This window comes from Pseudohongiella sp. (assembly GCF_011050365.1).
Classification (GTDB): domain Bacteria; phylum Pseudomonadota; class Gammaproteobacteria; order Pseudomonadales; family Pseudohongiellaceae; genus Pseudohongiella.
Window position 1 is genome coordinate 13412 of sequence record NZ_DRFV01000007.1, and the last position, 24931, is coordinate 38342.

20 protein-coding genes are annotated in these 24931 nt (G+C 47.1%); all 20 read left to right on the top strand.

What is annotated here, in order from left to right; genetic code table 11:
* The first annotated feature begins 1 nt into the window (after position 1).
* The 20 genes from ENH71_RS05155 to ENH71_RS05250 all read left to right on the top strand — a co-directional run bounded on the left by ENH71_RS05155 (position 2) and on the right by ENH71_RS05250 (position 24931).
* On the top strand, positions 2 to 1201 hold the full coding sequence (locus ENH71_RS05155) for a DegT/DnrJ/EryC1/StrS family aminotransferase (RefSeq protein ID WP_294137560.1): 1200 nt from the start codon (positions 2 to 4) through the stop codon (positions 1199 to 1201).
* A complete protein-coding gene (gene asnB, locus ENH71_RS05160) occupies positions 1201 to 3072 on the top strand; it encodes an asparagine synthase (glutamine-hydrolyzing) (protein ID WP_294137561.1) in 1872 nt (623 codons plus the stop codon). The genes ENH71_RS05155 and asnB (ENH71_RS05160) overlap by 1 nt, the downstream gene beginning before the upstream one ends.
* A gap of 120 nt (positions 3073 to 3192) precedes the next feature.
* On the top strand, positions 3193 to 4251 hold the full coding sequence (locus tag ENH71_RS05165; RefSeq protein ID WP_294137563.1) for a GNAT family N-acetyltransferase: 1059 nt from the start codon (positions 3193 to 3195) through the stop codon (positions 4249 to 4251).
* Between the two features lie 158 nt (positions 4252 to 4409).
* Positions 4410 to 5060: a class I SAM-dependent methyltransferase gene (locus tag ENH71_RS05170; protein ID WP_294137566.1), complete on the top strand. Its 651-nt coding sequence runs from the start codon at positions 4410 to 4412 to the stop codon at positions 5058 to 5060.
* A complete protein-coding gene (locus ENH71_RS05175) occupies positions 5057 to 6433 on the top strand; it encodes an NAD(P)-binding protein (protein WP_294137569.1) in 1377 nt (458 codons plus the stop codon). The genes ENH71_RS05170 and ENH71_RS05175 overlap by 4 nt, the downstream gene beginning before the upstream one ends.
* A gap of 87 nt (positions 6434 to 6520) precedes the next feature.
* Entirely contained in the window at positions 6521 to 7201 is a 681-nt protein-coding gene (locus tag ENH71_RS05180) for a ferredoxin--NADP reductase (protein ID WP_294137571.1), read from the top strand.
* Positions 7202 to 7299: 98 nt separating this feature from the next.
* Positions 7300 to 8454: an N-acetyl sugar amidotransferase gene (locus ENH71_RS05185; protein ID WP_294137573.1), complete on the top strand. Its 1155-nt coding sequence runs from the start codon at positions 7300 to 7302 to the stop codon at positions 8452 to 8454.
* Positions 8451 to 9059: an imidazole glycerol phosphate synthase subunit HisH gene (gene hisH / locus ENH71_RS05190; protein WP_294137575.1), complete on the top strand. Its 609-nt coding sequence runs from the start codon at positions 8451 to 8453 to the stop codon at positions 9057 to 9059. Before ENH71_RS05185 ends, hisH begins: the two co-directional genes overlap by 4 nt.
* Positions 9060 to 9061: 2 nt before the next feature.
* Positions 9062 to 9823, top strand: coding sequence for an AglZ/HisF2 family acetamidino modification protein (locus tag ENH71_RS05195; RefSeq protein WP_294137576.1), 762 nt, complete (start codon positions 9062 to 9064; stop codon positions 9821 to 9823).
* Entirely contained in the window at positions 9820 to 11181 is a 1362-nt protein-coding gene (locus ENH71_RS05200) for a glycosyltransferase family protein (RefSeq protein ID WP_294137578.1), read from the top strand. The genes ENH71_RS05195 and ENH71_RS05200 overlap by 4 nt, the downstream gene beginning before the upstream one ends.
* Complete coding sequence (locus ENH71_RS05205) at positions 11178 to 12671, top strand: lipopolysaccharide biosynthesis protein (RefSeq protein WP_294137580.1); 1494 nt, start codon at positions 11178 to 11180, stop codon at positions 12669 to 12671. The genes ENH71_RS05200 and ENH71_RS05205 overlap by 4 nt, the downstream gene beginning before the upstream one ends.
* A gap of 565 nt (positions 12672 to 13236) precedes the next feature.
* Positions 13237 to 14061 carry a class I SAM-dependent methyltransferase gene (locus ENH71_RS05210; protein ID WP_294137582.1) on the top strand — a complete coding sequence of 275 codons (825 nt, stop codon included), beginning with the start codon at positions 13237 to 13239 and terminating at the stop codon, positions 14059 to 14061.
* Positions 14062 to 14071: 10 nt separating this feature from the next.
* A complete protein-coding gene (gene asnB, locus ENH71_RS05215) occupies positions 14072 to 16024 on the top strand; it encodes an asparagine synthase (glutamine-hydrolyzing) (protein ID WP_294137584.1) in 1953 nt (650 codons plus the stop codon).
* Positions 16025 to 16049: 25 nt separating this feature from the next.
* On the top strand, positions 16050 to 17477 hold the full coding sequence (locus tag ENH71_RS05220) for a hypothetical protein (RefSeq protein WP_294137586.1): 1428 nt from the start codon (positions 16050 to 16052) through the stop codon (positions 17475 to 17477).
* A gap of 7 nt (positions 17478 to 17484) precedes the next feature.
* On the top strand, positions 17485 to 18600 hold the full coding sequence (locus ENH71_RS05225) for a glycosyltransferase (protein ID WP_294137588.1): 1116 nt from the start codon (positions 17485 to 17487) through the stop codon (positions 18598 to 18600).
* 264 nt (positions 18601 to 18864) lie between these two features.
* Positions 18865 to 19992, top strand: a complete 1128-nt coding sequence (locus ENH71_RS05230) for a glycosyltransferase (RefSeq protein ID WP_294137589.1) — start codon at positions 18865 to 18867, stop codon at positions 19990 to 19992.
* 440 nt (positions 19993 to 20432) lie between these two features.
* The gene (locus tag ENH71_RS05235; RefSeq protein ID WP_294137590.1) at positions 20433 to 21461 is read left to right on the top strand and encodes a polysaccharide biosynthesis protein; all 1029 of its coding nucleotides are present in this window, start codon (positions 20433 to 20435) and stop codon (positions 21459 to 21461) included.
* A 1-nt stretch (position 21462) separates the two neighbouring features.
* Positions 21463 to 22584: a UDP-2-acetamido-2,6-beta-L-arabino-hexul-4-ose reductase gene (gene wbjC, locus ENH71_RS05240; protein WP_294137592.1), complete on the top strand. Its 1122-nt coding sequence runs from the start codon at positions 21463 to 21465 to the stop codon at positions 22582 to 22584.
* Positions 22571 to 23701: a non-hydrolyzing UDP-N-acetylglucosamine 2-epimerase gene (wecB, locus tag ENH71_RS05245; RefSeq protein WP_294137594.1), complete on the top strand. Its 1131-nt coding sequence runs from the start codon at positions 22571 to 22573 to the stop codon at positions 23699 to 23701. The genes wbjC and wecB overlap by 14 nt, the downstream gene beginning before the upstream one ends.
* A 15-nt stretch (positions 23702 to 23716) precedes the next feature.
* Complete coding sequence (locus ENH71_RS05250) at positions 23717 to 24931, top strand: glycosyltransferase family 4 protein (protein WP_294137595.1); 1215 nt, start codon at positions 23717 to 23719, stop codon at positions 24929 to 24931.

The window sequence follows — 24931 nt, forward strand, 5'->3', positions numbered from 1 at the left end:
AATGACTACTAAACTGAATGTCCCCATTGCCCGCACGTCCCTAACTGAGGACGAAATTCAAAGTGTACTTGAGCCTCTACGCAGTGGATGGCTGGTTCAAGGTCCGAAAGTGCGTGAATTTGAAGAAAAGTGGTCTGAATTTACGGGTGCGAAGCACTCCATTGCAGTGACCTCCTGTACCACAGGCTTGCATCTTTCACTGGTGGCGCTCGGTATCCAGCCTGGTGATGAAGTAATAGTTCCTGCCTTCACCTGGGTGGCGACCGCGAATGTGGTCGAACACGTTGGTGCCAAAGTAGTATTTTGTGATATTGATCTGAATACGTTTAATATCGATATCACTCAGCTTGAGAGCAAAGTTTCCCGCAAAACAAAAGCAATCATTCCCGTGCATCTCTTTGGTTTGTCCGCAGAGATGAATGCTATCAACGCACTGGCAAAACGCCATAACATTGCGGTGATCGAAGATGCCGCTTGTGGCTTTGGTGGCACCTATGGTGGCAAGCACGTTGGCACGCTCGGCGATACGGCCAGCTTCAGTTTCCACCCGCGCAAAGCCATAACAACAGGTGAAGGTGGAATGATCACTACGCAACGTGATGATGTGGCTGAACAATTGCGACGTCTTCGCGACCATGGTGCAGCGATTTCTGATTTGCAGCGCCATCTCGGCCCACGACCCTATCTTTTGGCAGACCATCCATTGGCTGGCTATAACCAGCGTATGACGGATATTCAGGCTGCTCTTGGCGCGAGTCAGATGAGCCGGGCAGGTGGCATAGTTACTGAGCGGCGCTCACTGGCTGTGCGATACGACGATGCTTTTGGCGATCTGAGTTACTTGCGCGTACCGGCACATGTTGACAGCTGTGAGCACGGCTACCAGAGTTATCCCTGTTTGTTTATGCCGGAGCGAGTTCAAGCAGCAATTGAATCTGGTGACCTGAGTGAGATTCAAGCTGTCAATAGCGCCCGCAATGAGTTTATGGATAGCTTGCAAAAAGCTGGTGTTTCTACGCGCCCCGCAACACACGCTGTACACATGCTGAGTTTCTATCAGGACAAGTATAAGCTGAAACCTTCTGACATGCCTTGTTCATATGCCGCTAATGATTGCAGTATTTCGTTTCCGCTGTTTCATGGGATGACGGAAGATGAACAAAGCTACGTGATTGAAAAAGTAAGGGAATACAAGATCTAATGTGTGGTATAGCTGGACTGATCAACCTGAAAGGTGAAGCTGTCTCACCAGTCATTCTTAAAAAGATGACTGATGCGATTGTGCATCGAGGGCCCGATGGCGAAGGCCTTTGGATAGACGAGAATGTAGGCATTGGGCACAGACGATTGTCCATTATTGACCTCAGCCCCGCCGGGCATCAGCCGATGGTCAGTGCCGATCATCGGTATATACTCAGCTACAACGGAGAGATCTACAATTTTCGCGAGTTGCGAGCAGAGCTGGAAGCTGAAGGGTTCTGGTTTAGAAGTAATACGGATAGCGAAGTTGTTTTGCATGCGCTGTCTTTGTGGGGTACGGATGCGCTGCTGAAATTTAATGGGATGTTTGCGCTGGCATTATGGGACCGAAAAGAAAAGAAACTTTTGCTGGCTCGTGATCGTTATGGCATTAAGCCTTTGTACTATGCCAAGCAAGGTAAGCATTTCTGGTTTGGCTCTGAACAGAAAGCGATTACTGCGGACCCCAGCTTTAAGCGGACGTTGAACATAGCTGCTTTACTTGAATATTTTACCTTCCAGAACATATTTACAGATCAAACTCTGTTGGAAGGTGTGCACCTACTCCCAGCTGGAAATTTTCTGATATTTCAGGGGGAAAGGCAGGTCGTCGAAAAAACTCAGTACTGGGATTATCGCTTTCGCGAACCTGAGAACCCTGCAAGTAAGCAGGAATACCTGGAAGAGCTTGATCGCTTGTTTAAACAGGCAGTCAATCGTCAACTGGTCAGTGATGTAGAACTTGGCGCGTATTTAAGTGGTGGCATGGATTCAGGTTCCATCACGGCCATAGCGGCCCAACAGTTTCCTTACTTAAAAACCTTCACCTGTGGTTTTGATCTAAGTTCAGCATCCGGAATTGAATTAGCATTCGATGAAAGAGCAAAAGCAGAAGCAATGTCTGCCCGTTTTAAAACTGAGCACTATGAGATGGTCCTGAAAGCCGGTGATATGGAACGCTGCTTGCCAAAGCTAGCCTGGCACCTTGAAGAACCTCGAGTCGGGCAAAGCTACCCCAACTTTTACGCGGCCAAGCTTGCCAGCAAATTCGTCAAGGTGGTGTTATCAGGCAGTGGTGGTGACGAGCTGTTTGGCGGGTATCCCTGGCGGTATTATCGTGCGGCTAACAGTCAAAACTTCGAACACTACATTGATCAGTATTACCTTTACTGGCAGCGATTAGTTGATAATCGCCATCTGAAGGACATGTTTGCGCCAGTTCAAAAGGATGTTGAACATGTGTGGACACGCGATATATTTAGAGATGTATTTGCAACACATGACAACGAACTTTCCCGACCTGAAGATTATATAAACCATTCGCTTTATTTCGAGGCAAAGACGTTCTTGCATGGGCTTTTTGTAGTAGAAGATAAATTAAGCATGGCACATGGTCTAGAAAATCGCGTGCCATTCATGGACAACGATCTGGTAAATTTTGCCATGCGTTGCCCTGTAGGTTTGAAGCTTAATAATCTGTCGGAAGCAATCAAGATAAATGAAAATGATGTAGGAGACAAAAAAAACCAATACTTCCAGAAAACTAATGATGGAAAACAGATACTTAGGGATATGATGTCGCGTTACATCCCATCGGACATTACCCGAGCAGAAAAGCAGGGTTTTTCGTCTCCTGACGCTAGTTGGTTTAAGGGGGAAAGTATTGAGTTTGTGAGGCGTACTCTGCTCAATGGTAAGGCAAATATCTACTCTGTCTTGGACCGCCAGTCGGTATCACCACTGATTGAACAGCATCTTAATGGAGAGCAGAATAGGCGACTTCTAATTTGGTCACTTTTGAATGTTGAAGCGTGGCTCAGCGAAACCCTATGAGTGAGTCTTCCGTAATTCCACACTCTCAACGATAGTTGGCCGCAGCCCTATGACATTAATGAATATATTTTGCTAACGGGTGGAAAAAACGTTGGAATCAATGCTATGTCCAGAATAGTAATGCGCTATACACCAGATTTAGCGTCGCAATACGAACAGTTATTGGCTGAATCGCCGATTGGTATGTTTAATCATTCATTGCGTTACCGAGAATTTTTGAAGGAAATTTTGCCGGATGCTGAAGATCACTACCTCTGCGCTTTTAATAACAATGAAATGGTAGCAGCGCTACCCGTTTTTGTGAAAAAGGGGCCTTATGGTGCCGTAGTGAATTCATTGCCATTCTTCGGGAGCCACGGTGGTTTTATATATAAGGTGCCTGCAGATAGTACTGCTATTGCTGATCTCTTGGTGGCCTTTAACACGCTATGCGCAGACGTTAATGCTTTTTCGAGTACGGTTGTTGAAGCGGCATTGGAGAAAAATGAAGAAAAATACGAAGCATTCTGTGCAAATTTTTTTGATGAAAGAATCGGGCAAATCACGCATCTACCAAATATTTCCAATGCGGAATGTTTAGACAACGAGTTGTTTGGCATTCTGCATCAGAAGACTCGGAATATGGTCCGAAAAGGTCAGAAGGGTGGGTTCTCGGTAACGCATGATGGTTCAATGTCCACATTAAAAACGCTTCATGAAATCCACGATAATAACATTAGGAGCATTGGTGGATCTCCTAAACCGCTAAATGTTTTCATAGCGATCTCTAAAGTATTTAGATACGATGAGGATTATCGAATCTACACAGCATCAAAGAATGGGCGGATAGTTTCGGCATTGCTGGTACTGTATTTCAAAGATATGGTGGAGTATTTTACCCCTGCTACGCTAGAGGCTTACCGCAGTGATCAACCGCTGAGTCTGCTTATTTACACAGCTATGCGAGATGCAATTTTAGAGAGGGAGTCACGACATTGGAACTGGGGAGGAACATGGCTAAGTCAAAAAGGTGTTTATCAATTTAAATCGAGGTGGGGTACAACGGATTACCCCTATCGTTACCATGTGCAAGTTTCCCATACTATCAATGAGTTAAGTATTATTTCTAAAGAAGTATTGCTTAAGGGTTACCCCTACTTTTATACCGTGCCTTTCGCAGCGCTAGATCTCTCTGAGTAATATGTACGGGAATGTTATTTTTCCAAGTACGTGTAAAATTTCCCATCCCCCGCACCTTGTCGATAGTTAAATTGCATGATTGAGCATGCTCTCATTGAGAGCTTGCGGCCAGCGCTGCTCATTGCATTTCACATTTATATTAGAGTTAGGTACTGTCTATGACCGAACAATTCGAGCGCATTAAAAACCAGTACGCAGAAAGTTTTCGGGTTCACGGTGACTCCCCGGCATCGTTGTTGACCCCAAAGGGGCGTAATGAATTACGATTTCGGGCGATTGATCCATTTGTTTTGCGAAGAGGCGCCCGAGTACTAGATTATGGATGTGGTCTGGGCTACTTGTATCAGTACTTGGTCGAAGCAGGTTGTGAGATCGAGTACTTTGGTGTAGATATTCTGCCCGAGTTCATAGATGCTTGTCGTGAAAAGTATCCAAGTGCGAACTTTATGCACATCGATGCGGATGAGGATGTCGATGGGATGTATGATGTCGTCTTTTCCAGTGGTGTGTTTAATTTGTGTACAAGCACAGATACCGCAAAGTCAAAAGAGTATGCCCTCCACAGGATCGAGAAATTGTTCAGCGTTGCTGGAGATGTGCTGGTTTGCGATTTTCTTAGTTCTTTTGTTGATTTTCAGCAGGCAGATGCTCAGCACTTTTCGGTCGGTGAGATAGCTGATTTTTGCGTGACGAAATTGGGGAGGCGATTCCAATTTCGTCACGACCTGTTACCTTACGAATTTACCATGATCGCTTGGAAAGACAGTGAGATTAAGCGCCCAGAAAACATATATGAGGTTGATATATGAGATGCATTGTCATTGGTGGGGGGTTGGCTGGACTCATGGCAGCTAAGAAACTGCGCTCAACGCGGCCTGATGCCAAGATTACCGTCATCGAGCGTAATGAGTCAGTAGGTGGGCTGCTTGCCGGCGTAGATTACCATGATCAGGAACTCTATTTCGATCTAGGGACACATATCTTTCAGGAGACTGGAGACACTGAGATTGACAAAATTTTGCTGAACGCAGTGTCAACAGATGACTTGATCCACTTCCCCGTTGGTGAAGGAGATACCGCCGGTGCAGTTTTTCGTGGTCGTTTACAAACCAACACGCACTATCCAGATATCCGAGGGGGCGTCGTTGATGCCAACGTCGTCGCTTCACTACGGGGACACATAGCCTCAGCTGAGCATACTTTGAACCCTGTGGAGCGAACAGCATCACTTTTGGAAACCGCTAGCTTGAGGTTTGGCGCTTTGTTTGCGGAAGAGATTGTTGGGCCTACATTAGCTCGAGCGTACGGGCACCCAGCTGATGCACTTGCGGGATTCGCAATGCTTCTACCTGGTTGGACCCGTGTTGTGGTCGATGACCATGCTGACTGGGAGGCTAGAGTGTGTGACGAACGGTACCGATCACTTGTGTCAGTCCCTAATCAAAGAGATCTTCCTGCGGAGCTGCGCCACGCGCGACGTAGCTTCTACTCTCGGAGCCGAGGTTCGCGAGCATTCGTGGATGGAGTCGCAAAGCAGTTATGTGATGCAGATGTCGAATTACTGTGTGGTGCGACGATTCTCTCGCTGGACACTGCGCGTCGTTCTATCGAAATGATCGATGGCAAAGGGCTTAGCCGGTCGCTCAGTGCTGACCTTATAATCCTGGCGACAGGGGTAATAGGCGCAGCCCAAATGCTTGGGGTAGATCTGCATCGGAAAGGGTTCGACCGTCCTATGCCACATTGGGTAGTCAACGTCGTGCTGGAGCAGCCCTGCGATAGCGATCTTTGTTATTTGTACGGGTTGGACACAGACTGTGATTGGTATCGAGTTACTAATTATCGCGCGTTCTCAGGTAATAGAGTTGACCGTCGTCTAACCTTTGAGGTTCTCGGCCAGCACAGCGTAGATTCAACTTACCCTCAACGACTCGTAAATCAGCTGCATCGGATTGGAATTATAGCGTCTTCAGGGATTGAGTTTGCCGAATCTCGAAAATTAGGGTCGGGGTTCCCTGCACCAACCGTACGAAATATGCGCGCACTCACGGCTCTGGGCGCAGAACTCTCGGCATCGCTGCCGCCCACAATTATCTTGGGAGGGATTGGTGCTAGCAAAGGATTATTTTTTCAGAACGAAATTATATCCGACTTATGTAATCGTATTGCTGCAACTAGTTGAATCTGCCTTGCTCTCTATCGAGCTATCGAATGCATTGGCGGTCTGATCGTGTTTTTCGAAGGCCGCCCGAAACTCCACGGATAATTTATGAGAAAAACCTACAGCTCTGAAAGCATAACTTTCCGACTTGTTTTGCAAAATATAATTGAACTGGCACCTGGAGTTCGGCAGTTTTTTTTCGACCCTCTTGATTTCGACGAGTTAGATTTTCAGCCAGGTCAGTTTATTCAATTAAGCTTCAATAATCATGGAGAACGCTTTCGTCGCAGCTACTCCATTGCTACTCGCTGCGGTGAGACGACAGCTATTGAAATCGTAGTCTCGTCGGTACTGGATGGGCGAGTGAGTGGTGTTTTGTTCGGCACGAAAGTTGGCGATGTCGTAGAGGCTTCTGGCCCTTACGGGAATCATATCCTTATCAATGAACCGCCCGCACGCCTGTTCATGGTAGCTACAGGAACTGGGGTTATACCTTATCGTTCAATGTTACCAGAGCTGCTTCGGCGCGCGAATCTTGGGTGGCCAACAATTAAAGTTATATTGGGAGTACGATCACGTACCCAGGCAATTTTTGCAGATGAATTTAGCGCGGCGGCAACTAGGAGCGAATCGTTTCAATTCACCTGCTGTTATAGTGACGATGAACCCATCAATCTTCAGTCGTGGGAGAGGGGGGGCATGTACAGAGTGTTTTGGAGGATGAGGATCTGGATCCCATCTCCGATATCATTTATTTGTGCGGGAATCCCAGTATGGTGGATGACCTAGAGTATAAATTAACTTCGTCAGGCTTTGCGCAAGCCAGAGTGCGCCGAGAGCGTTTCATAGCAGGTGCTTAGCGCGTCAACAATAGGAAAGATATATGTATGAACAAGTCAACCATCACATGCTCAAGATGTATATATGATTCAGAGGTCCCGGGGATCGCATTCGATAGCTTTGGCGTGTGTAACTACTGTCAGCAAGTCGTAGATTTAATCGCAGAATATGGAACTGGTAATAAGAAAGGTATGGAGAAATGGTTGGCGATCATTTCGGAAATAAAAAGAAAAGGTAAGGGTAGGAAATACGACTGTGTTATTGGCGTAAGTGGGGGGACAGACTCTTCTTACATGGTGTATCTAGCCAAGCAGTATGGTCTTAGACCGCTAGCTGTGCATTACGATGACACTTGGAATAGCGCAGTAGCATCTGAAAATATTAGGAAAGTTCTATCTGACACTGAAGTAGATTTGTATACCTATGTTGTTGATAACGAGGAGTCGAATGATATTTTTAGATCATTCTTTTACGCGTCTGTACCTGAGCTAGGAACTCCAACTGATCTTGCTTTGGCAGAAGTTCTTTATAGAGCCGCAAAAGAGCACGGCGTAAAGTATGTTTTGGAGGGGCATTCGTTTATTGAAGAGGGGGTTTCGCCAATAGGGAAGAACTACTTCGATGGCAAGTATATCGCTGAGATTCATAGGCGTTTTGGGCGTGTCAGGATGAAGACTTATCCACTAATGACGTTTATTCAATTTATGCGATGGACACTGTTCGGTCGAATTCAGAAAATACGACCTTATTGGTATTTGCAGTATTCCAAAGAAGAAGCGAGGGGTTTTCTACAGGATACGTGCGACTGGACCTACTATGGAGGTCATCACCTCGAAAACCGACTCGTCGCTTATTCAATTAGCACATATCTTCCAACTAAATTCGGGTTAGACTATCGTAATCTGGTACTTTCTGCCCTGTGTCGACAAGGCAAGATGGATCGCGATGAAGCGATGGCGGAATATGCCCGACCTCCAGCATCGGATCCAGAATTGATTGACTACTTTATTCGCCGGCTTGGTATGACACGCGAAGAGTATGAGAGTGTGATGAAAAAGCCTCCTACTTTTTGGTGGTCCTACCCGACCTACAAGAAGCGTTTCGAGATGCTGAGGCCAATGTTCCGTATTTTGGCGAAAGCGAATATTGTTCCCATGAGTTTCTATTTAAAGTACTGCTTTCCGGTAGATACCACCAAATGATTACTATCGTCGACTATGGCATGGGCAATATAGGCTCTATGCTCAACATGTTTAAACGCATTGGCGTCAAGGCCCGCGTTGAAATCGATCCTGAGGCCATTCAACATGCCGACAAGTTAGTTTTGCCTGGAGTCGGGGCGTTTGATGCCGCGATGCAGCGCATAAACAATACGCCAGGGCTGCGTGAGGTGCTGCAACAGAAAGCGCTGCGTGAACGTATTCCTGTCCTCGGTGTGTGTTTAGGCATGCAATTACTTACCCGAGGCAGCGAGGAAGGTAAATTGTCGGGATTAGGTTGGATACCTGGTGACACCACTAGGTTTCCAAAAGGTAGCGGCCTCAAAGTACCGCACATGGGTTGGAATATAGCACAGCCTCGCACACCCAATATGCTCACGGCCGAGGTGGGCAGTGAGCCACGTTACTACTTCGTGCATTCCTATTGCGTTCACGTGGATGACTCCACTTTCTCTCTAATGCGAACGCGTTACGGTATTGATTTTGACTCCGCCATTGGCAGCGATAACATTTACGGTGTGCAGTTCCACCCGGAGAAAAGTCATCGTTTCGGTTTGCAGATATTAAAAAACTTTGCGGAACTATAATTATGCTCCGAACCCGAGTTATTCCCGTACTACTTCTGCGCAACGAAAACCTAGTCAAGACTTTGAGGTTTGGGAAATTCAAATATGTCGGTGATCCTGCCAATACTGTGCGAATTTTTAACGAATTAGAGGTGGACGAGCTGCTATTCCTCGATATTACTGCCTCAAGAGAGCAACGTAGCCCGAACTTGAAGGTGTTGGCAGAAATGGCCAACGAATGCTTTATGCCTTTGGGATACGGAGGAGGGGTCCGCTCGTTAGCTGATGCAAAATCAGTATTTGACATTGGCTTTGAAAAGATATCAGTAAACTCCGGCGCAATCGAGAATCCCACGTTGATCACCGAAATTGCCCGTCAGTATGGCAGTCAGGCGGTAATAGCCTCCATTGACGTAAAATCAGGATTTCTGGGAAAGTTTAGTCTACGCACCGACGCTGGACGACGCAAAATTAGGCGCGACCCAGTAGAATGGGCCAAAGAAGTAGAAGAACGAGGTGCAGGTGAAATTCTACTCACTTCCATCGATCGCGAAGGTACTTGGCAAGGTTTTGACCTGGACTTAGTCAGGCGTGTTACCGACGCGGTTTCTATCCCGGTCATCGCGCATGGCGGTGCAGGAACGATCGCGCATGTTCGCGAAGTAGTCAAAGAAGCGCATGCTTCCGCTGTAGCTTTGGGTAGTATGGTCGTGTTTCAGAGAAAGGGGATGGGTGTCTTGGTGAGCTTTCCTGATCGGAAAAAATTGGAAGAAGCGCTGCAATGAAGATTGGCCTGATCGGAAACATGAATAACAATAACTTTGCTTTGATGCGGTATTTCCGCGACTTGGGAGTGGATGCCCATTTATTGTTGTACATCAACGACGGGCAAGGCACGATTAGCCACTTCAAACCTGAATACGATACCTGGGACATCGAGAAATGGGCGCCTTATATCCTTCAAACAAATATCCCAAATGCGCCTGTGTCAGCGTTGGATTTCCCACTCTCATGGTTGGTCGCCGGTCGTGCTATGTTTCGAACATGCCTTGGCTTACAAGAGGGCTGGGCGCAGTGCGTATCACGCAGGCAAATTCGGAATGCATATACGGGGTTCGATCGGTTGGTTGCGTCTGGCATTAGTCCAGCAACGTTACTCAGGGCAAACCTCCGTTTGGATATATTTTATCCTTATTCCACCGGAGTGGAATTTTTAGAGACCGGTGAATTCGTTGCTCAATTTTCAACGGGGAGTAAATATTTCAATTTAATTCGACGGAAAGTCGCTGAGCGGCAGGCCAAAGGCGTAATGTCCGCGTTCAATTCGGTAAATTCAGAAATGGCTGTGACGCAAGATACTTTTCTATCTATTGGGGTAACTCCTCGAGTTCTTAACACTCCTTCGGTTTATAACAGAGAGCGGCTGCCTGATCTCGCTCCCACGGAAAATTTGCACAGAATCGCGGGATTGATCAGAAGCACATCCTTTAGCATATTTCACCAATCACGACTGATGTGGAAGAACAACGGACAGTTTTCAGATGAAGATTGGCGGCTTGAAAGCAAGAACACTCAGTGGTTAATCCATGCCTTTGCGCAACTTGTGTTGGCGCGACCTGAATTGAAACCATTATTGCTGATAATTGAGTACGGGCCTGATGTTGGACCGACAAAACAGCTAGCGAAGGAGCTTGGTATTGCGGATTGTATCGAATGGCTTCCCAAAATGGGACGTCGAGAGTTGCTGTGGGTGTTGTCTCGAGTCTCCGTTGGTTGTGGAGAATTTTACGATGTGCCGAAGATGATTTGGGGTGGCACTGGCTGGGAAGCCTTGGCGAGCGGAAAGCCTTTGTTGCAAGGATTTAATTTTGAGTTGGGGGAGTTCGAACAGATTTACGGTTACCCTCAACCGCCAATGTTACCAGTGCGTGCACAAGAAGATATTCTCGTCCATCTGTTAGAAATGGCGGATAAGCCTGAAAAGTGTGAGGAGATAGGGCAAAACGCCAAGATATGGTTCAATCGCTACAATGGCATCGGTCTGGCTAGGAAGTGGTTAGATATTCTCATGGCGCCGCGAATGGACGAAAGTGCTGAGAAATATGACCGTCAGACCAAAACTACGCACACATACCCGAGGTGAAAATTCCTACCCCAGTGGGTCTCTCTCAACGCGACCGCCTCAGCTTCCTATTGAGAGACTCCGTTCTATATGGTGGGGCGGCCGCGATCAGCAAAGCCTTCGCGCTGATTACGTTCCCGATGCTAGCAAGACATTTTTCCGTAGCAGATTATGGGGTGCTTGATTACTTCATGGTGCTTTCTAGCTTTTTGGCCATTTTGTTTATCTTCGGCCAGGATTCGGCGGTGGCTCGCTACTTTTACGAATATGAAGACAGGGTTGTCCGTTGTCAGCTCATCTCACAGTCGCTGGCGTTCCAATTAGCTGGGCTTTCATTGCTCCTGCCATTGCTTTGGTGGGGTGCAGAATGGTTTGCTAACTTATTGGTAGAGGCACCGGAGAGCGTACGGCTCTTCAAGATCGTGCTGATGCAACTACCGTTTCTAATGCTGATCAATTTTTCGCAAAATCTTCTCAAATGGACTTTTGCACGTGCTCAGTTTCTCACAATGTCGCTAGGCTTCACGCTTGTGCAGACCTCGTTGCTGGTCGTCGCTGTATTGCTGATGGATGTCGGAATTCAGGGTGTGTTGGTGGTCACCCTGTGTACGAGTATCGTGTTTGGTGCGCTAGGGCTGTTTTTTGTTCGTAGATGGTTAGCCCGCCCACGAGATTTCAAGCGCATTTACGAAATGCTGCCTTATGCTATGCCCTTTGGAGTAATTTGTGTCTTGGCGGGACTTTCTCCGACTCTAGAGCGAACGATTATTGATCAGTTATTGGGTGCGGAAGAGTTGGGCCTATATGCTGCGGGTACCAAGATCGCAATGCTGGTCGGGTTAGCAGTGACTGCTTTTCAGACGGCATGGGGGCCTTTTTCGTTGTCGCTCTATAAACAGGAAGATGCCGGTGAGACTTATAACTTGGTGCTAAAATTTTTCGTCTTAGGTATGTGTGTCATCGTTTGCGTTTTGACGTTGATGGCGCAGCCGCTGATCAAATTATTGGCGACTGATCGCTATATCGGGGCGGTAGTCCTAGTATTCCCTCTTGTGATGGGCTTAGCGATTCAAGCCACAAGCTGGATTACCGAAATCGGCGTCAGTATTGCCAAACGCAGCTATCTAAATTTGTACGCCTATTTCTTAGCTGTCATCGCAACGCTAGCTAGCATTATGTTGCTCGCGCCACATTTTGGCCTTCTCGGCGTGGGACTGGGAGTGATGATCGGTCACATAGTGAAAGCTATTGTCGCTTCGTGGCTGGCACAGCGAGTATATCCGTTACCCTGGCACTATTCGCCGGTAGTTAAAATTCTAGGGCTGACTCTGCTCTTTGGTCTTCTGGCTAAGTGGTTAGAGCATCATTGGGGAGCAGTTGCCTATAACATTGCAATGATAACTGGAATGATTGCTGTATTGTGTATGGGTTGGTCCGTACTCTTTAATCCGGAAGAGCGTCGAGGTTTGATTGCGTTTTTGCGATTACGACTAGTCAGATCGATTTTATAAGGTAATCTTTTGAGACGCTTGCGGCGACAAGCCGACGTTGCAGGCCAACAAGCTTTAGCGGTCAGGCCATCCGCGAGATGAGGAAGTCGCCAATCTCATGCGCGCAGTGGCCCGCGTGAAATTTTACGCCCAACGGCAACGTTCTTTCTTAGGGAGTTGACCTGAAGTATTAGGCGATCCAAAGTTGTCGCGATGAATTTTCCATCCGCCAGATGTGTCGATTTTTAAACGTTCCTACTAGTTATTACGGCTGGTGGTTCGCTAGAGAAAATCATAAAAGCAGAAGTCGCGTTATGGCTTTCCTCGAAATGTATTCACGTGATTTTTTTAATGGCAATACAACCCGTCATTGTTATAGTAGTTTGAAAGCTCATAGGGATTCTTGACAGTCTCGATTGGCATATACAACAGTGCTGCTGTCAACATTGATTCGAGTTTAAGTTTCACTACTCTTAGGGTAGGGGCTTGGGCGTTCACTGTAGTAGGCCGTAACGCATTCGAATAGTAGCTGATTATTGAACTAATATAGTTAAATGTTAATGTCACAAGTAATAGGTTTTTGTCTATGACAGTTTTTGACGAAAAGAAGAGATTTTCTTTCGGTGATAATTGGTCCAATTTCCTAACGGTTCTTGATGCTGAACGAATCGTTGAGGCCGAGCGATCGCTTCGCTTTATGCTAAACGTAGACGCCTTGAACGACAAAACGTTTCTGGATATTGGGTCAGGTAGCGGCCTTTTCAGCTTGGCCGCGCGAAGCTTAGGCGCGAAAGTACATTCTTTTGATTACGATCCTAAGTCGGTCGCCTGCACTGAAGAGTTGCGACGACGTTACTTCCCCCATGATTTAGAGTGGAAAGTGGAGCAGGGGAGTGCATTGGATGCGACCTACTTGCAATCGCTTGGCAAGTTTGACGTTGTCTACTCATGGGGCGTTTTACATCATACTGGCGCAATGTGGCTAGGTATTGAAAACGCGATCGCGAGAGTTGCAAATGGGGGTAAACTTTATTTGGCAATTTACAATGATCAAGGTATAAAGTCGCATATTTGGTGGTTAGTGAAGTTTATCTACAACAAACTCCCGCGTCCGATAAATATGATTTATGCGTACCTTCTTGGCTTAGTTGCAAATATTATTAATATTCTAAAATATACGATTAAATTGCAGCCTATGACAGCTATCAGCCCGCTGTTGGGATATAAAAAGAATCGTGGCATGAGTCTTTCGCATGATCTGATCGATTGGATGGGGGGATTTCCTTACGAGTTCGCTCGATATGATTTGCTGATGGAGTACGCTAAGGCACGTGGATTTACCCTTGAACGAGGCGAAGAGGCTACAAGTCTTGGTTGTCATCAGATGGTTTTTAGAAAGGACTTAATTTAACCCCCCCCATATGTGCGGCATAACCGGTTTTTTTAATGCAGCGGGATTTGATCCTAGTTTAGCTGAATCCACGATTATCGCAATGCGTGATCGTCTTGGGCATCGAGGGCCTGATGATGCCGGAATCTGGCTCGATGGCGATGCTGGTATTGCATTGGGACACAGACGATTGTCTATTTTGGATCTCTCGGCTTTGGGCCATCAACCGATGGTTTCAACTACAGGTCGCTATGTGATTGCGTTCAATGGAGAGATCTACAATCATCAGGAGATGCGGTCCGAAATTGATGGGTTGAACTTTGGACACTGGCGTGGCACTTCGGATACCGAAACCCTGCTGGCTACGATTGAATTATTGGGTCTGGAGGAGGCGCTAAAGAAAGCGGCGGGAATGTTTGCTTTAGCACTTTGGGATCGGCAAGAGCGATCACTTTCACTTGCCCGCGATCGTATGGGTGAGAAGCCATTGTACTACGGATGGCAGCAAGGAACGTTACTTTTTGGGTCGGAACTAAAAGCGCTTCGTAGACATCCGTCATTTGAGAATGATATCGAGCGTGATGTGTTAACACTTTATCTCACGCATGGTTATATTCCGGCGCCATGGAGTATTTGGCGTGGTGTTCGAAAATTGTTGCCAGGGACTTGGGTAAGTTTTGATGCCAAAAATCGGGATACCTTGCCAGAGCCAACCTCATATTGGTCATTAAGCCAAGCTATTATCCGCGGCCAGTCTGAGCCTTTCGTTGGTTCTGACATTGATGCCATTGATGCGCTTGAACGACAGCTTAGTGTAGCTATTTCTGGCCAAAGCATAGCCGATGTCCCTTTGGGTGCTTTCCTTTCCGGTGGTATTGACTCGTCGACCGTTGTGGCTCTGATGCAATCTCAGTCGGCGCGACCTGTAAAAACATTTACGATTGGATTTGATGCGGCTGGTTACAACGAAGCCGAACACGCGAAGGCTATCGCCAAGCATTTGGGCACCGAGCACACCGAGTTATATGTTAGGTCTGAACAGGCGCGGGATGTAATTCCGCGCCTTACCAATATCTATGACGAGCCATTTGGTGATTCTTCAGGGATTCCCACATATCTTGTATCCAGGATGGCGCGCGAACATGTGACGGTTTCATTGAGTGGTGATGGCGGTGATGAGCTGTTCGGAGGATATGGGCGCTATTTCAATCAGAAAGCGGAGAATCTATGGCGTAGCTGCCGCCGCATTCCCAGAGTAATGCAGCCGACGACCGCAGCTGCTTTGCGTTCGTCGCTCCCTAGATTTATTGATAGATGCTCGCAGCAATTCACAAATGCAATGGGTTTACCGATACGTAAGTCTGTCGCTGCCAGGTGTTGTTTAGCTGCCAGCTTAATCGAATCCGAAACACAGAACGCTTACTACCGTACAATGATCAGTCAATGGAACACGCCACCAGTGTTGCAACATAGCCCGAAATTGAAATATGGTTACAGCGATGATCAGGTCAATTGTATTCCCGAATCCGTCCAGCGCATGATGGCTATCGATAGCGTCACATATTTGCCAGATGACATACTAGTCAAGGTTGATCGTGCTGCAATGTCGGTTAGTTTGGAAACTCGAGTCCCCTTGCTTGATCACCGAGTAATCGAGCTGGCTTGGAGTCTACCTTATGATATGAAGGTACGTGATGTTCACGGGAAATGGTTGCTTCGGCAAGTGTTATATCGCCATATACCACGTGAATTAATTGATCGCCCGAAGAAAGGCTTTGGAGTACCCGTTGATCTCTGGTTGCGAGGCCCTTTGCGCGAATGGGCAGAAGAATTGTTAAATCCTCAGCGCTTGCGTGATCAGGGCTATTTGGATGTTAAAGCTGTTCGTAGTCGCTGGGATCAACATATTAATGGTAGTAATAACTGGAAGGACAGTCTTTGGCTGGTGCTGATGTGGCAGGCTTGGTTAGAGAATAATGGGTGATCAGGTTTTTGTGAGTGCGGAGCGTATGAATACTATTCGAGCGGCCGTACCTATACGAGCAGGTCTATCTGGTCGTGTTAACGTTGTTACTGTCGGCATGTTCTACCTTGCCGCTATAGTCAATGCTTTTTCGTATATGTCTTTAGCTCCGATACTCGTCGCGGCAATATTCTTTCTTTCTATTTATTCGCTGCTTATTGTAAGCCCGCTGGGAGGCCTGCCCGAGCGGCGTATGTTCTGCCGGGTGTTTAGCGTTGGGTTTTTTATGGCGGGTATTGCGGCAATATATGCCAACCAATTTCAGGATGCTGGTCAGCTATTCAGTGATCCCGCTGGATTTTTTAATATGGCCACTTCTGATGCAAGAGGCCTGTCGATGATACAAATCCAAGTGGCGCATGAAGGTGCTTTGGGTATTGTGCTGTGGCGTTCCGTCTATGATTTTTTTGCTGCGTTAGGCTTTGAGAAGGCGCGCTACATAGGGACTACCGTCAACATTACAGCCGTCTCTTTGACTGGGGTCATTGGTATTAAGATGATTCGCCAGTTGTTTGGCAACGACGATTATCGCTTTCGACGGTTGACGTTGTTGGTTTCTGCATGTGGTCTTTTTTGGCTTTTTGCAGGAATTCACCTTCGCGACTCCGTTGTTCTATTAGCCGTGTCTGTGCTTTTTTATGCTTGGCTTACCTTTATGATGCGCCCAGACATCGGCTTACGGCTGGGTCTAATAATAGGATGGAGTTTTCTCGGACTTCTGTTTCTGGGTTTTCTTCGAGGGGAGTTTGTGTTTGTGCCTGTTGCTATGGCATTTGCGGCGATAATTGCCTTGTATCTGGGCCGCATTGAGCCACGTCGGCGATTTGTGGTGCACGGGCTAATGGTGTTAGGTGCATTCGCGGCCATGACGTTGTATCAGGCTTACGGGGCCGAGCTACAAAACGTTATAAATCTCAGGCAAGCAGGTTACACTGACTTGGCTAATGCACAGCAGAGCTCGGATTCTCTTGGAATGACGCTTATCGTTAACCAGCCCATGCCCATTCGTCTGATTTTGGGTAGCGCTTATTTATTTGTATTTCCAATCCCATTTTGGTCAGGATTTCAACTGGAAAGCGCTTACAATCTCTTCAAGTCAGTGAATGTCATTTACCTATATTTCGTTTCACCATTGCTCTTGATTGCTGTGATCCAACTGATGAAAGATAAGAAAGAACGTACTCCTGCACTATTGTTTATCCTGTTTCTAGCGGCAGGATTCACTGTCTCAATTGCAGCGACATCGCTGGAAACAAGACATTTCGGAGCTTTCCTGATGCCAATACTCGTGTTGTCAACAGTGCCGGATTTGCGCGAGTTCCATGTTTGGCGACAATACAAGATATTTTTTATTTTATTTGCGAGCGGTGTGATATTGGTACACGCGCTTTGGCTCATATTGAAGCTATTGTGAGAAATTGATGAAAATTCTTTGTGTCATCGATTCATTGGGGTCGGGTGGTGCCCAGCGCCAAATGGTCAATCTTGCGATCGGCTTAAAAGCCAAAGGCCATGATGTAGAGCTACTAATATATTTTCCCGAATTGCGTTTTTTCAAGGGGGAGCTTGGTGCGGCAGGTATTCCTGTTTATGAGGTACACAAAAGTAAAGGTTTTTCCTTCAAGGTCCTTGGTAAGCTAATTACTCTCATGCGATCAGGGAAGTATAAAGCAGTTATAAGCTTTCTGAGTGCACCCAATATTTATGTTGAACTTGCGATAATGATTTCACGACCAAAGTTAAAATCGATTGTCAGTGAAAGAAGCTCATATACTCAGGAGTCCAGGTCACTTTTTAGAAAGATTCCCAGGTATCTGCATATATGGGCCGATACAGTTGTAGCTAACTCTCACTCTCATGCAAATTGGCTGAGGAGTCATGGCCATTTGCGCTATAAAACTCACGTTATCTATAATGGATATCCACTATTGGCTACAGAAGATCAGCCAGATCACTATAAGAAAGATAAAGTTGTTGCATTCCTAGTTGTTGGCAGAATTAATGCCGGAAAGAACGGCGTTCGACTGGTTAAAGCGTTAGTGCTGTTTCATCAGAGGAACGGCTATGCTCCGTCAGTATCTTGGGTGGGTCGACAGGAAACTGACCCGCAATCACTCCAAACCCGGGCGGAGATGGATAGATTGTTAGGCGAAAATCCTCAAGTTTCTGCCCGATGGCGGTGGCTGGGTGAACGCGAGGACATTCCTCAGCTTATGGCAAGTTGCAACTCGCTCATTCATGTAAGTCTATATGAAGGGTTGCCCAATGTCGTCTGTGAGGCTCTTATGGCTGGACGGCCAGTCATAGCATCAAATGTATGTGACCACCCGTTCTTGATTGAAGATGGAGTGCGTGGTCTACTTTGTGATCCATTGTCATCAGATTCTATTTGCGCGACACTTGAAAAGTTTACAGCTATGACCGCTACTGAAAAGGCTACTTTAGGTCAGAATGCTCGAAATTATGCGGAGCAAAATCTAACGATTGCTCGAATGGTAACAGAGTTCGAAACCTTTATTTTTGATGGTACTCATTAGGCGCCGAAATGCCTAGAGTCGAAGATCTGCTAGATTGAGAAAATTGGATGAAATCTCGGCGAGGTCCGACGAAAATATTACCACAAACTGAACAAGCTCACTGCACAGGTGACTTGTCTTAAGTATTCAAGTTATTGCTATAATTTAAATTACTGGTTAGGGAAATAGTCCACTCAATGAAGAATGCCAGTTTAAAGACTATTCTTGTAACGTTAAATCTGCCCAAGAATCGTTCATTCGATTTGATTGATTATCGAGTGACAGATGAAACCTAAACTGCTAATTGTAGGTTCTTTCCCCACGGGCAATTCCAAAATATATGGAGGTATTGCAACAACTTGCAAGACTCTTGTCAGTTCATCGTTTAAAGAGAGCTTTAAGCTTGTCCTGATTGATAGCACTCAAAGGAGCAATCCTCCGCCTAGAATATTTGTCCGCTCTCTTTTCGCATTTCGACGATTTCTTCGTTTTAGTTTGTCTCTTTTTTGGCATAGGCCAGATGCCGTACTTCTATTTGCTGCTGATGGCGCGAGTATTCTAGAAAAGGGTACGATGGCTTGGCTGGCAAAAACTTTAATGATTCCAGTGTTCCTTTTTCCAAGAGCTGCTGGACTGATTGACTCTGTAAGCGCATCAAGACCTAGGCGAGTCTGCGTTAAAATAGCCATGAGAGGTGCTACGCATATCCTATGTCAAGGCGCCTCGTGGCAACGTTTTGCTACCAATGTTTTAGATTTTCATGTATCTAAATCGCCAATTATTTTTAACTGGTCTGCTACCAATGAGCTATTGGATATAGGGGGTAGCCGAACAGAGTATATCCCTGGACATAGACCCCAGTTGCTTTTTCTTGGTTGGCTAGAGAAGGAGAAAGGGATATTTGAGCTGTTGCATGCCTTGTTGATTCTTTCGAAGCGTTACTGCTTCATTTTGACGATTGCTGGCCGAGGGCATGCAGAAATGGAGGCTCGAGACTTTGTGAAAGATAACAATATGGAGGGGGTTGTCAAATTCGTTGGTTGGGTGGAGGGTGCAGAAAAAAATGCGTTAATGTCAAAAGCAGATATTCTAGTACTTCCGTCATGGGCTGAGGGCTTCCCAAATGTAATTATCGAAGCTATGGCTTCTAAGATTGCTGTAATTGTAAGTAGAGTAGGGACCGTGCCGGATATCGTTGTGGACAAGCAACAGGCGCTGTTGGTTGCCCCCAAGAGTATCGAAGATCTAATGCTAGCGTTTACTACTCTTCTAGACAGCCCAGCTGTGTTGAGAAGTATTGCAAGCAATGGCTATGATTTTGCTCGCAATAATTTTTCAGTTGAGATGGGTGCTAAGAAAATGACACTCGTAATTCAAAGGGCTATTGAGGAAGTTAAGTCAAAAAAGTCTTAGAGAAATCCAAGAGGTTTATCCTCTATAGGACATTAAGTAGGGCTCTGTTAGTCAGACCCAATATTTTAGTTCTTTTTTGCGTTTCGAAAACGGTCTGGATATAAGCGGTAGTAGATTTTTTTCGTTCCCTGTGTGTGTACAACCTTTAAGGCGGATCTCCAAAGAGATGAAAAGGTTTTTGGTTGGTTTGGTAGCTCGATGATTGTAAGTGCCAATTTGCGCTATACTGCCGCGCCTCTTGCATAAGCTCACACTTACTTTATAAACTGCGCTTGTTTAATTAGGCTGTATATAAATTAATGCCGAGCTTGCAGGAAAACTCCAATACTTCGTATGTGATCCTCAGTGACGTTGTAGATTTAGGGCCGGAACAACTGCCAAACCTATATGTTTAATGAGCTAGAATACTGTCTCAAGTTAGTACACAGTAGAGTTTGATTATGTTTAATAGGAAGAAGCTGCTAATTACTGGTGGTACAGGCTCTTTTGGCAACGCTGTCTTAAGGCGATTCCTTGATTCTGATATCAGCGAAATTCGCATCCTGAGCCGTGACGAAAAAAAGCAGGATGATATGCGTAAAAAGTATCCGTCCCCGCGGCTCAAGTTCTATATCGGTGATGTGCGCGACTACAATTCCGTGCTCAGTGCCATGCGCGGGGTTGACTATGTTTTTCATGCGGCGGCACTTAAGCAGGTGCCTTCCTGCGAGTTCCACCCTCTGGAGGCGGTCAAGACCAATGTGCTGGGCACTGAGAATGTGCTGGAGGCCGCGATAAACTGCGAGGTAGAGCGCGTTATCTGCCTGAGTACTGACAAGGCGGTTTATCCCATCAATGCCATGGGTATCTCCAAGGCGATGATGGAGAAAGTGGCGGTCGCCAAGTCCAGAAGCAGCCGTTCAACCATTATCTGTGCGACGCGTTACGGCAACGTGATGGCCTCCAGGGGCTCCGTCATTCCGTTGTTTGTTGAACAGATTCGCAGTGGCCGGCCGATTTCCATTACCGATCCGACTATGACCCGTTTCATGATGACGCTGGATGATGCGGTGAACCTGGTGCTGTTTGCCTTTGAGCATGGCAATCCTGGCGACATATTTGTGCAGAAGGCACCGGCGTCCACCATCGAAACGCTGGCCCAGGCGCTGACTTCGTTATTGCAGGTGCCTGACCACGATATCCGCACCATTGGTACGCGCCATGGCGAAAAACGCTTTGAAGCGCTGCTGACGCGCGAAGAGATGGCCGGTGCGGCTGATCTGGGTGACTATTATCGGATACCGCCGGATCAGCGTGATCTGAATTACGAGAAGTATGTTGAACTGGGTGAGACCCGTATTTCCAGTGCCGAAGACTACAACTCTGACAATACCACGCGCCTTGATGTTGACGGCATGAAGCAGCTATTGATGAAACTGGATTTCATCAAGGCTATTGTGGCGGGTTCACATGTCGAACCTGAGGCTTAAGATGAACGTATTGGTAACCGGCGCAGAGGGTTTTATCGGCAAGAATCTTTGTCTGCGCCTGAGTGAAGAGGCATCGGTATCGGTTATCCCTTTTACCCGCAGTAATTCCAGAGATGATCTCACCGGCCTGGTAGCCGATGCGGACGCGGTGGTGCATCTGGCGGGCGAAAACCGGCCGCAGGATCCGGCCGCATTCGAGCAGGTCAACGTGGGTCTGACTCACGCGTTGTGTGATGCCATCAGCGCCGCCGGCAAGTCCATACCCATGATACTGGCATCGTCTGCGCAGGCTGAACTGGACAACCCCTATGGCAAGAGCAAACTGGCTGCTGAGCAGGCAGTGCAGGCGTTGGCGCGGGATGGCGGCAATCCGGTAGCGGTCTATCGCCTGCCCGGTGTCTTTGGTAAGTGGTGCAGACCCAACTACAACTCGGTGGTTGCCACCTTCTGTCATAACCTGGCAAATGATCTGCCGATTCAGATCAGTGATCCAGCCCATGAAATCAAACTGGTGTATATCGATGACGTGGTTAATGCCTTCATTGATTGGCTGCGGGCGCCGGGCACCGGATACCAGTTGCAGGCAGTTGCCCCGGTGTATGAGGTCTCGCTTGGCGCGCTGGCTGAGCAGACCAAGGCCTTTGGCAATTGCCGTACGTCGTTAGTGTCTGAGCGTGTCGGCACCGGTTTTGTGCGGGCCCTGTATGCCACCTATGTCAGCTACCTGCCCACAGACCGGTTCGTGTACGATCTGCCAGTGCATGGCGATGAGCGCGGGGTGTTTGTGGAAATGCTTAAGACGCCCGATGCGGGGCAGTTTTCGTTTTTCACGGCGCACCCGGGCATCACACGTGGGGGGCATTACCATCACAGCAAAACGGAAAAATTCCTGGTGATCAAAGGCCAGGCCCGGTTTGGTTTTCGTCATATGTACACCGATGAAACATTTTATCTGGACACCGATGGTGACAAACCGCAGATTGTGGAGACGGTTCCCGGGTGGACCCACGATATTACCAATATTGGTTCAACAGAGATGATAGTCATGTTGTGGGCCAATGAGATATTCGACCGGGATCGCCCGGACACCATCACAAGCAAGGTTGCGCATGAAAAAACTTAAAGTTGTCTCCGTTGTTGGTACCCGGCCGGAAATTATCAGGCTGTCCCGTGTACTGGCCAGACTCGATGAGTGTTGCGAGCATATCCTGGTGCACACCGGGCAGAATTACGACTATGAGTTGAACCAGATTTTTTTTGATGATCTGGGTATCCGTAAACCCGACTTTTTTCTGGAAGCAGCCGGTGCCAATGGCGCGGAAACCATCGGTAATGTCATTATCGCGGTGGATGCGGTGTTGGCCAAGGTGGCACCGGACTGCATGTTGGTGCTCGGTGATACCAATAGCTGCATGTCGGTGATTCCGGCCAAGCGACGCAAGATCCCGACATTTCACATGGAGGCGGGCAATCGTTGTTTTGATATGCGGGTGCCCGAAGAGATCAATCGCCGTATTGTTGATCACACGGCTGATATCAATATGCCTTACAGCACCATTGCCCGCGACTATCTGCTGCGTGAAGGCCTGTCACCGGATATGGTTGTCAAAACCGGCAGTCCGATGTTCGAAGTGCTGCACCACTATCTGCCCAAGATTGAATCTTCGGATGTACTGGATCGCCTGGGTCTGGATGATGGCAAATATTTTGTGGTCAGCGCTCACCGGGAAGAGAATATAGACTCAGATCGCAATTTCACCAATCTGGTTGCCACCCTCAATACCATCGCCGACACCTATCAATTGCCGGTGATTGTGACGACACATCCTCGTACGCAAAAACGTATTGATACACTCAATGCCCGGTTCAACCCTCTTGTGCGGCTTCTGAAACCGTTGGGTTTTACCGACTACAACAAGTTACAGATTTCTGCCAAGGCTGTGTTGTCGGACAGCGGCACCATCAATGAAGAGTCGTCCATACTCAACTTTCCCGCATTGAATATTCGTGAGGCCCACGAGCGACCGGAAGGTATGGAAGAAGCGGCCGTGATGATGGTGGGATTGGGTGCGGAAAGAGTCATGCAGGCGCTTGCCGTGCTGGAGTCGCAGGGCAGGGGTGACGACAGAACGCTAAGACTGGTTGCCGACTATAGCACGCCGAATGTGTCTGACAAGGTGGTGCGTATTCTTCATAGTTACACTGACTATGTGAACCGGGTCGTCTGGAAAAAGTACTAAGAGCGAAATCGCGCAATGGCACGCCGTATTCTATTGATTACTCAATGGTTTGACCCTGAGCCCACGTTGAAAGGCTTAGTGTTTGCGCGCGAACTTGTTAAACAAGGGTTTGAGGTGGAAGTATTAACGGGCTTTCCTAATTATCCCGGTGGATACATTTACCCTGGGTATCGAATTAAAATCTTGCAACGCGAGGTTATTGATGGGGTGCACATCACGCGCGTTCCTCTTTATCCTAGTCACGATCAGTCGGCTTTTAGAAGAATTTTGAACTATCTAAGCTTCGCTTTTTCAATACTGATCTATGGTTTGTTCTTCGCAAAACGCGCAGATGTTGTTTACGCATATCATCCGCCGTTAACTGTCGGTATAGCTGCTGGTTTCATTCGTCTTTTTAGACGAATACCCGTGGTATACGACATACAGGATATGTGGCCAGATACGTTAAAAGCGACCGGAATGATTCGCAGCCGCACGGCCCTTAAGGTCGTTTCTATAATCTGCACATGGGTGTACGCACGAGTAACCCGTATAGTTGTACTTTCACCGGGTTTCAAGAGATTGCTTATTGAGCGTGGAGTGGCGGAAACCAAGATTGATGTGATCTTCAACTGGGCAGATGAGAAATCTTTAATGGAGCCTGAAGGCACTATCCCTGATGTTTTTCCAGAGAATGATCGATTTCGCATTCTGTTTGCTGGGAATATGGGGGTGGCACAAGCTCTAGATGCTGTCCTCGACGCTGCAGAGCTATTACAAAGTTACCCTGACAAAATTAGTTTCATTATGTTAGGGGGTGGCGTTGACGTGGCAAGGCTTAAAAAAAAATGTAGGGATATGAATCTGGATAATGTTCTATTCCTGCCGCCTGTTCGTATGAATCAAGTAGGCGCTCTATTAGGCGCTGCGGATGCACTACTTGTGCATTTGCGAGTAGATCCGCTTTTCAAAATTACAATTCCGTCTAAAACACAGGCATATATGGTAGTGGGTAAGCCTGTAATTATGGCTGTAGATGGTGACGCCGCGAATTTGGTTCGTGAAGCCGATTGCGGTTTTATCGCAGAATCAGAAAACGCACGTAGTATAGTCAATGCCGCTCTTAAGATGTCAAGGCTCAGCAATTCTCAGTTGGTTGCCTTGGGCGACAACGCGAAACGTTATTATCAAAAAAATCTATCGCTCAGTGCAGGTGTAGAGCGGTTTGCCAAAGTATTCAATTCTTTATAG

Bases quoted from the DNA above. Each gene is read 5' to 3' on its own strand.
- ENH71_RS05155 (WP_294137560.1), top strand. From the start codon at position 2: ATGACTACTAAACTGAATGTCCCCATTGCCCGCACGTCCCTAACTGAG.
- asnB (WP_294137561.1), top strand. From the start codon at position 1,201: ATGTGTGGTATAGCTGGACTGATCAACCTGAAAGGTGAAGCTGTCTCA.
- ENH71_RS05165 (WP_294137563.1), top strand. From the start codon at position 3,193: ATGCGCTATACACCAGATTTAGCGTCGCAATACGAACAGTTATTGGCT.
- ENH71_RS05170 (WP_294137566.1), top strand. From the start codon at position 4,410: ATGACCGAACAATTCGAGCGCATTAAAAACCAGTACGCAGAAAGTTTT.
- ENH71_RS05175 (WP_294137569.1), top strand. From the start codon at position 5,057: ATGAGATGCATTGTCATTGGTGGGGGGTTGGCTGGACTCATGGCAGCT.
- ENH71_RS05180 (WP_294137571.1), top strand. From the start codon at position 6,521: ATGAGAAAAACCTACAGCTCTGAAAGCATAACTTTCCGACTTGTTTTG.
- ENH71_RS05185 (WP_294137573.1), top strand. From the start codon at position 7,300: ATGAACAAGTCAACCATCACATGCTCAAGATGTATATATGATTCAGAG.
- hisH (WP_294137575.1), top strand. From the start codon at position 8,451: ATGATTACTATCGTCGACTATGGCATGGGCAATATAGGCTCTATGCTC.
- ENH71_RS05195 (WP_294137576.1), top strand. From the start codon at position 9,062: ATGCTCCGAACCCGAGTTATTCCCGTACTACTTCTGCGCAACGAAAAC.
- ENH71_RS05200 (WP_294137578.1), top strand. From the start codon at position 9,820: ATGAAGATTGGCCTGATCGGAAACATGAATAACAATAACTTTGCTTTG.
- ENH71_RS05210 (WP_294137582.1), top strand. From the start codon at position 13,237: ATGACAGTTTTTGACGAAAAGAAGAGATTTTCTTTCGGTGATAATTGG.
- asnB (WP_294137584.1), top strand. From the start codon at position 14,072: ATGTGCGGCATAACCGGTTTTTTTAATGCAGCGGGATTTGATCCTAGT.
- ENH71_RS05220 (WP_294137586.1), top strand. From the start codon at position 16,050: ATGAATACTATTCGAGCGGCCGTACCTATACGAGCAGGTCTATCTGGT.
- ENH71_RS05225 (WP_294137588.1), top strand. From the start codon at position 17,485: ATGAAAATTCTTTGTGTCATCGATTCATTGGGGTCGGGTGGTGCCCAG.
- ENH71_RS05230 (WP_294137589.1), top strand. From the start codon at position 18,865: ATGAAACCTAAACTGCTAATTGTAGGTTCTTTCCCCACGGGCAATTCC.
- ENH71_RS05235 (WP_294137590.1), top strand. From the start codon at position 20,433: ATGTTTAATAGGAAGAAGCTGCTAATTACTGGTGGTACAGGCTCTTTT.
- wbjC (WP_294137592.1), top strand. From the start codon at position 21,463: ATGAACGTATTGGTAACCGGCGCAGAGGGTTTTATCGGCAAGAATCTT.
- wecB (WP_294137594.1), top strand. From the start codon at position 22,571: ATGAAAAAACTTAAAGTTGTCTCCGTTGTTGGTACCCGGCCGGAAATT.
- ENH71_RS05250 (WP_294137595.1), top strand. From the start codon at position 23,717: ATGGCACGCCGTATTCTATTGATTACTCAATGGTTTGACCCTGAGCCC.